Below are 8809 nucleotides of genomic sequence, written 5' to 3'. Positions count from 1 at the left end.
CCGTGTCAGGTGGTGCTGCCGGTGGGTGAGGCGGTGCCGGTGGTGGAGCGGATCGACGTGGCGGGCGAGGAGGAACTGCGCGCAGCACTGACGGAACGGGCCGGGGTCGGCCTCGACCTGACCACCGAGGTGCCGCTGCGCGTCACCCTCTTCCGTGTCGGCGAGCCGGGACGCGAGCACGAGCAGGCACCGGAGCCGGGCCAGGGCCGGGAACGGGCACGCGAGCACGAGCGGCTGCGGGAGCCGGATCACGTACTGCTGTTCCTGATGCACCACATCGCGAGCGACGGCTGGTCGGTGGCGCCGTTGATGCGTGACCTGTCGGCTGCGTACGCGGCGCGCGCTGCGGGCCGCGGACCGGACTGGGAACCCCTCGCGGTCCAGTACGCGGACTACACACTGTGGCAGCGCGAGATGATGGGTGAGGAGGACGACTCGGCGAGCCTGGTCTCCGGACAGCTCGCCTACTGGGAAAAGCAGCTGGCGGGGATGCCGGAACTCCTCGAACTGCCCCTCGACCGCCCCCGCCCCGCCGTCGCCGGGCAGCAGGGCGCCACCGTCCGCTTCACCCTGGACGCCGCACTGCACCAGCGGCTGGCGCGGCTCGCCCGCGACTGCGACGTCACCTTCTTCATGGTGCTCCAGGCCGCGATCGCCGCGCTGCTCTCGCGGCTCGGCGCGGGGACCGACATCCCGCTGGGCACGGCGGTGGCGGGGCGGTCGGACGAGGCGCTGGACGATCTGGTGGGCTTCTTCGTCAACACGCTCGTGCTGCGCACGGACGTGTCCGGCGACCCGACCTTCCGCGAACTCCTCGCCCGCGTACGGGAGACCGACCTCGCCGCGTACGCCCACCAGGACGTGCCCTTCGACCGTGTCGTCGAGGCGGTCAACCCGGTCCGCTCGCTCTCCCACACGCCGCTCTTCCAGACGATGCTCACCTCGCAGAACGTCCCGGACCCCACGGCCGGGCAGGAGGGGCCCGCCTTCGTGCCCGAGGACGTGTCGCGGCGGACCGCCCGCTTCGACCTGTCCTTCCACGCCAAGGAGCAGAAGGCCGCCGACGGCTCCTGCACCGGCGTGGACGCCCACCTCGAATACGCCACGGACCTGTTCGACGAGGGCTCCGCCCAGGCCCTGACCGCGCGTCTGGTCCGGCTGCTCGGCGCGGTCGCCGACGGGCCCGACGTACCGGTCGGCGAGCTTGAGCTGCTGACCGCCACGGAACGCTCCCGGCTGCTGGACGAGTGGCAGGGCGAGCGGCGCGAGCCGTCGGGCCTGACCGTCCCCGAGCTGTTCGAGGCGCAGGCCGCGCGGGTACCGGACGCCACCGCCGTCGTCCACGAGGACAGCGCCCTCACCTATCGTGAGCTCAACGAGCGCGCCAACCGGCTCGCCCGTCTCCTGGTCGCGCGGGGCGCCGGGCCCGAGCGCCATGTCGCCGTGGCGATGCCCCGCTCGGTGGACCTGGTCGTCGCCCTGCTCGCCGTGTTCAAGGCGGGCGCCGCCTATCTGCCGCTCGACCCGTCCTATCCGGCGGACCGGCTCGCCTTCATGCTGCAGGACGTGGCGCCGGTCCTCGTCCTCACCGAGCAGGGCGTGCTCGACCACGTCCCGGCGCCGTGCCCGCTGCTGCCGCTCGACGACGCCGCTGTGGCCGCCGAACTGGCCCGGTATTCCGCCGGGAACCTCACCGACGCCGACCGCGGCGCCCCGCTGCTGCCCGACCACGCCGCCTTCGTGATCTTCACCTCCGGGTCGACCGGGCGCCCCAAGGGCGTCACGGTGCAGCACCGCTCCCTCGACGGCTATCTGACCTGGACGCGGTCCGCCTACCCCGCGGTCGCGGGCAGGGCCCTGGTGCACTCGCCCGTCGCCTTCGACCTGACCGTGACCGGACTGTTCGCCCCCCTCACCTCGGGCGGCAGCGTCCAGCTGATCGAGCTGGACGAGTCAAGCGCATCCGCAGCGGGCGGGCAGGAACACCCGCGGCCCGACTTCGTGAAGGCGACCCCGAGCCATCTGCCGCTCCTCATCGACCTGCCCGACCGGTTCTCGCCCGGAGGACAGCTCGTCCTCGGCGGCGAGTCCCTGATGGGCGAGGTCCTCGACGAGTGGCGGGCCCGGCACCCCGGGGCGACCGTCGTCAACGAGTACGGCCCGACGGAGACCACCGTCGGCTGCTCCGAGTACCGGATCGAGCCGGGCGACTCCGTACCCTCCGGCGTCGTCACCATCGGCCGGCCCGTCTGGAACACGCAGATGTTCGTGCTCGACGAACGGCTGCGCCCCGTCCCGGCCGGCAGCCCGGGCGAGCTGTACATCGCCGGTGACCTCGTCACCCGCGGATACCACCGCCGCCCCGACCTGACCTCCACGCGCTTCGTCGCCAACCCCTACGGACCGCCCGGCAGCCGTATGTACCGCTCAGGCGACGTCGGCCGGTGGCGGGCCGACGGACAGCTCGAGTTCATCGCCCGGGTCGACCACCAGGTCAAGATCCGCGGCTTCCGCATCGAACTCGGTGAGATCGAAGGGGTCATCGGCGCCCACCCCGAGGTCGCCCAGATCGCCGTGATCGTCCGTGAAGACCGTCCCGGGGACAAGCGCCTCGTCGGCTACGCCGTCCCCGCCGCGGGCACCTCGCCCGACCCGGCCGCGCTGCGCCGCCACGCCGCGACCCAGCTGCCCGACTACATGGTGCCGGCCGTCTTCGTGCTGCTCGACGAACTGCCGCTGACCGCCAACCGGAAGCTCGACCGCGGTGCGCTCCCCGTGCCCGACTACGGCACCGCGGCCGTCGGCAGGGGCCCGCGCACCGCGCACGAGGAGATCCTCTGCGGTGCCTTCGCCGAGGCCCTGGGACTCGACCGGGTCGGCGTCGACGACAACTTCTTCGACCTGGGCGGGCACTCGCTCCTCGCCACCCGGCTGATCGCCCACCTCCGTAGCGTCCTGGAGGTCGAACTCTCCATCCGGGCCGTCTTCGAGACCCCCACGCCGGCCGGCCTCGCGGCCCGTCTCGACAAGGCCGAGCGCGCCCGCCCGGCACTGGTCGCCGCCGAGCGCCCCGAGCGGATGCCGCTGTCGTTCGCCCAGCGCCGGCTCTGGTTCATCCACCGGCTCCAGGGGTCCAGCGTCACGTACAACATCCCCACCTGGATCCGGCTCACCGGCCCCCTCGACCACGACGCCCTGCGCGCCGCCGTCGCCGACCTGGTCGCGCGGCACGAGGTGCTGCGCACCGTCTACCCGGAAGAGGCGGGCGAGCCCTACCAGCAGGTCCTGCCCGCAGGGGAGCTCACCCCCGATGTGACCTTCCGGCCGGTGGCCGGGGAGGAACAGCTCGCGCAGGCGCTGGCGCAGGCCGCGCAGCACCCCTTCGGCCTCGTCGGCGAACTCCCGCTGCAGACCTTCGTGTTCTCGCTCGGCGCGCGGGAACACGTCCTGGCGATCGTGATGCACCACATCGCCAGCGACGGCTGGTCCATGGCTCCGCTCGCCCGCGACCTCTCCCAGGCGTACGCCGCGCGGTGCACCCACCGGGCACCGGACTTCGTACCGCTGCCGGTGCAGTACGGCGACTACGCGCTGTGGCAGCGGGACCTCCTCGGCTCGCCCGACAGCCCGGACAGCGTCATCTCCCGACAGCTCGCCTTCTGGAAGCGCGAGCTGGCGGGCGCGCCCGAGCTGCTCGCCCTGCCCCTGGACCGGCCCCGCCCCGCGGTGCCCAGCCACCGGGGCGGCAACATCGAGCTGGAACTGGACCCCGCGCTCCACCGCGACCTCGTGGCCCTCGCCCGGACATCCGGTGCCACCCTGTTCATGGTGCTGCACGCCGCGATCGCCGCGCTGCTGTCCCGCCTCGGCTCCGGCACCGACATCCCCGTCGGCACCGCCGTCGCGGGCCGCACCGACGAAGCCCTCGACGACCTCGTCGGGTTCTTCATCAACACGCTCGTGCTGCGCACCGACGTGTCCGGCGACCCGACCTTCCGGGAACTGCTGGCCCGGACCCGCACCACCGACCTCGCGGCCTACGCCCACCAGGACGTGCCCTTCGAGCGGGTCGTGGAAGAGGTCAACCCGGACCGGGCGCTCTCCCACTCGCCGCTCGTGCAGGTCGTCACGACGCTCCAGAGCTACCACCGCGGCAGCGTCGACTTCCCCGGCGCCGAGGCCACATCGCCGAAGGTCACCAACGAGATCGCCAAGTTCGACCTGATCTTCTTCTGGGAGGAGCAGCACGATGCGGAACTCGCCCCCGACGGACTCGCCCTCGAGGTGAAGTACGCCACCGACCTCTTCGACCACGCCACGGTCGTCGCCCTCACGGACCGGCTGGTGCGCGTGCTGCGGTCGGCCGTCGCCGACCCCGACCAGCGCGTCGGGCAGCTCGAGATCCTCGACGGGCAGGAGCGCGGCCGGCTGCTGTCCGGCTGGAACGACACCACGCGCAGCACCCCCGAACTGACCCTGCCCGAGCTCTTCGAGGCCCGGGCGGCCGAGGCGCCGAGCGCCACGGCGCTGGTCCACGGGGACGAGGAGTACAGCTACCGGGAGGTCGACGAGCGGGCCGACCGTCTCGCCCGGCTGCTCGCCGGACGGGGCGTCGAACCCGAGCAGGTCGTCGCACTCGCCCTGCCGAAGTCGGCGGACCTGGTCGTGGCGATGCTCGCCGTGCAGAAGGCGGGCGGCGCCTATCTGCCGGTCGACCCGGAGTACCCGGCCGAGCGGATCGCCTACATGCTCGACGACGCCCGGCCCGTCTGCCTGGTCACCATGAGCGGGGTCCACCTGCCCGAGTCCGAGTGCCCGCGGCTGGAACTGGACGACGCCGACGTCCTCGCGGAGCTTGCGGCGGTCCCGGCCGGCCCGCCCGCAGCCCGTGCAGGGCTGCACCACCCGGCGTACGTCATCTACACCTCCGGGTCGACGGGCCGCCCCAAGGGCGTCGAGGTCACCCACGCCGGTGTCGCGTCGCTGGCACTCTCCGCACGGGAGAACTACGCCCTCGACCCCGGCAGCCGGGTCCTGCAGCTGTCCTCGCCCAGCTTCGACGCCTCGGTGATCGAGCTGGTCATGGCGCTGACGACCGGCGCCGCCCTCGTCGTCCCGCAGACGCACCCGCTGGCCGGTGAGGAGCTGGGCCGCGTGCTGCGCGAGGCCCGGATCACCCACGCACTGATCCCTCCGGCCGCCCTCGCCACCGTCCCGGACGGGCCGTTCCCCGACTTCCGCACCCTGGTGACCGGCGCCGACGCCGTGAGTGCCGAACTCGCGGGCCGCTGGGCGGGCCGCTTCCGCATGATCAACTCGTACGGGCCCACCGAGTCCACCGTCGCGGCCACCATGAGCCGGCCGCTGACCGGCGAGGGGGTCCCGCCCATCGGATCCCCCGTCGCCAACACCCGGGCGTACGTCCTGGACCCGGGCCTGCGCCCGGTGCCGGTCGGCATCCCCGGCGAGCTGTACATCGCCGGGCCCGGGCTCGCCCGGGGCTACCGGGGCCGGCCCGCCCGGACCGCCGAACGGTTCGTTGCCAACCCCTACGGGGCGCCCGGAGAGCGGATGTACCGCACCGGGGACCTCGTACGGCGGCGCCCCGACGGCGACCTCGAATACCTCGGCCGCACCGACGCCCAGGTCAAGGTGCGCGGGTTCCGCATCGAACTCGGCGAGATCGAGGCCGCGTTCGACGCCCTGCCGCAGATCAAGCAGACCCTTGCGACGGTGCGTGAGGACCGGCCGGGCGAGCGGCGCATCGTGGCCTACGCGGAGGCGCTCCCCGGTGCCTTCGCCGAGGGCACGCGCCCCGAGGAGGAACTGCTGGAGCAGATCTCCGGCAGCCTGCCGGGGCACATGGTGCCCTCCGCCGTCGTCCTCGTGGACCAGTGGCCGCTCACCCCGAACGGCAAGGTCGACCGCAAGGCCCTCCCCGCCCCCGGTGCGCCCACCGCGTCCGCCGCGTACCAGGGCCCGCGCAGCCCCCGCGAGGAGACCCTGTGCAGGCTCTTCGCCGAACTGCTCGGACTGCCGCGGGTCGGTATCCACGACAGCTTCTTCCGGCTGGGCGGTCACTCGCTCCTGGCCACCCGGCTGATCAGCGGTGTCCGGGCCGAGCTCGGCGCCGAGATCACGGTCCGGGCGGTCTTCGAGAACCCGACCGTCGCCGAGCTCGCGGGACAGCTCGACGGCGCCCGCAAGGCCCGCCCATCGCTGCGCGCCATGCGCCGCAGGCCGTCGTCCTGACGTCCCCACCCCTTCGCGTCCCACACATCAGTCCCCGGAGGATCCTCCCTTGTTCCCCATGTCGTATGCGCAGCGCCGGCTGTGGTTCGCCTTCCAGCTGGAAGGGCCCGAACCGACGTACAACTGCCCGTTGTACATACGTCTGGCGGGCAGGCTGGACCGGGACGCGCTGGTGGCGGCCGTGACCGATGTGACCGAGCGGCACGAGGTGCTGCGGACACGGTTCACGGAGGTGGACGGCGAGCCCTGCCAGGTGGTGCTGCCCGTCGGTGCCGAGGGGGCGTCACCGAAGGTCGACCTGGTCGAACTCGCCGGTGAGGACGAGCTGACGGCCGCCCTGTCCGCACAGGCGCGGTACTGCTTCGACCTGGCCACCGAGGTGCCCCTGCGGGTCACGCTCTACCGGGTCTCGGAGCACGAGCACGTGCTGCTCCTGCTGATGCACCACATCGCGAGCGACGGCTGGTCCATGGCCCCGCTCGCCCGCGACCTGTCCCGGGCGTACGCCGCCCGGTGCGGGGGAGAGGCGCCCGCGTTCGAACCGCTGCCGGTGCAGTACAGCGACTACGCGCTGTGGCAGCAGGAGGTGCTGGGAGCCGAGGACGACCCCGAGAGCCTGATCAGCGAACAGCTCACCTACTGGAAGGAGCAGTTGGCGGGGACGCCCGAGCTGCTGGAGCTGCCGCTGGACCGTCCCCGCCCCGCCGTCGCATCCCACCGGGGCGCCACCGTGCGCTACACCGTCGACGCCGACTGCCACCGGCGCGTCGTGGAACTGGCCCGGGACTGCGACGCCACCGTCTTCATGGTGGTGCAGGCCGCGCTCGCGGTGCTGCTCTCGCGGCTCGGCGCCGGCAGCGACATCCCGCTGGGCACGGCGGTGGCGGGGCGCACCGACGAGGCGCTGGACGATCTGGTGGGCTTCTTCGTCAACACGCTCGTGCTGCGCACGGACGTGTCCGGCGACCCGACCTTCCGCGAACTCCTCGCCCGCGTACGGGAGACCGACCTCGCCGCGTACGCCCACCAGGACGTGCCCTTCGAACGCGTCGTGGAAGCCGCGCGCCCGGCCCGCTCGCTCGCCCACGCTCCGCTCTTCCAGGTCCTGCTGACCCTCCAGAGCAACGCCGGCGGCACCTTCTCCATCCCCGGCGTCGACGCCTCGTTCGGCGAGGTGGAGACCGGAGTCGCCAAGGTCGACCTGACCTTCTACCTGGAGGAACGGCACACCCCGCAGGGCGCCCCGGCGGGCCTCGTCGGCGAGATCCAGTACGCCGTCGACCTCTTCGACGAGAGCAGCGCACAGGTCCTCGCACAGCGCCTGGCCAGGGTGCTCGACGCGCTTGTCTCGGCCCCGGACCGCGCCATCGGCCGGGCCGACGTGCTCGACGCGGCCGAACACCGGCGGCTCGTCGAGGAGCACAACGCCACGGGCCGCGCGGTCCCGGCCGCGACCATGCCGGAACTCGTCGCCTCCTGGGCACGCAGCACTCCGCAGGCGCCCGCCGTCGTCTTCGAGGACACCGTCGTGAGCTACGGCGACCTCGAGGCCCGCGCCAACCGCCTCGCCCGGCTGCTCGCCGGCCGTGGTGTGGGACCCGAGAGGATCGTGGCCCTCGCGGCGCCGCGCACACCGGAGATGGTGGTGGCGGCGCTCGCCGTGCACAAGGCGGGCGGCGCCTATCTGCCGGTCGACCCGGAGTACCCGGCCGAGCGGATCGCCTACATGCTCGACGACGCGCGGCCCGCCTGCCTGCTCTCCCTGTCCGGGGTCCCGCTCCCCGACGCCCCCTGCCCGCGCATCGACCTGGACGACCCGGAGATCCTCGCCGAACTGGCAGGCCTGCCGGACACCGCGCCGTCCGTCCGCGCCGGACTGCGGCACCCCGCCTACGTCATCTACACCTCCGGCTCCACCGGCCGCCCCAAGGGCGTCTCGGTCACCCACGCCGGAGTGGCGTCCCTGGCGGCCACCCATGTGGAGGCCTTCGGGGTCGGCCCCGGCTCACGGGTCCTGCAGTTCGCGTCCCTGAGCTTCGACGCCGCAGCCTGGGAACTGATCATGGCGCTGACCAACGGCGCCGCCCTGGTCCTGGCGCCCGCCCGCCGGCTGGAGGCCGGGGCACCGCTCGCCGGCCTCCTCCGGGAACAGCGGGTCAGCCATGTGACACTGCCGCCCGCCGTGCTCGGCGTGATGGCACCGGACAGCCTCCCCGCGGACATGACGCTGATCGTCGCCGGAGAGGCCTGCGCGCCCGAGCTGGTGGGACGCTGGTCCGCCGGGCGGCTCATGGTCAACGCCTACGGGCCCACCGAGGCGACCGTCTGCTCCACCATGAGCCGTCCCCTGACCGGCGCCCAGGTCCCGCCGCTCGGCGGCCCGATCCTCAACGCGGGCGTGTACGTCCTGGACGACATGCTGCGCCCCGCCCCCACCGGGGTCGCGGGCGAGCTCTACGTCACCGGTCCTGGTCTGGCGCGTGGGTATCTGGGGCGTGCGGGGCTGACGTCGGAGCGTTTTGTGGCGGATCCGTTCGGGGTGCCGGGGGGCCGGATG

The 8809-nt window shown here is 73.3% G+C and carries 2 protein-coding genes; both read left to right on the top strand.

What is annotated here, in order from left to right; all coding sequences use genetic code 11:
- The coding region (locus ACWCP6_RS36955; protein ID WP_450937049.1) for an amino acid adenylation domain-containing protein at positions 1-6252 on the top strand (6252 nt) is incomplete at its 5' end.
- Between the two features lie 58 nt (positions 6253-6310).
- Positions 6311-8809 (top strand): non-ribosomal peptide synthetase (locus ACWCP6_RS36950; protein ID WP_450937050.1); only part of this gene is annotated, 2499 nt, incomplete at its 3' end.

This window comes from Streptomyces sp. NPDC002004 (assembly GCF_053593975.1).
This window is presented reverse-complemented; position numbering and strand designations above follow the sequence as displayed.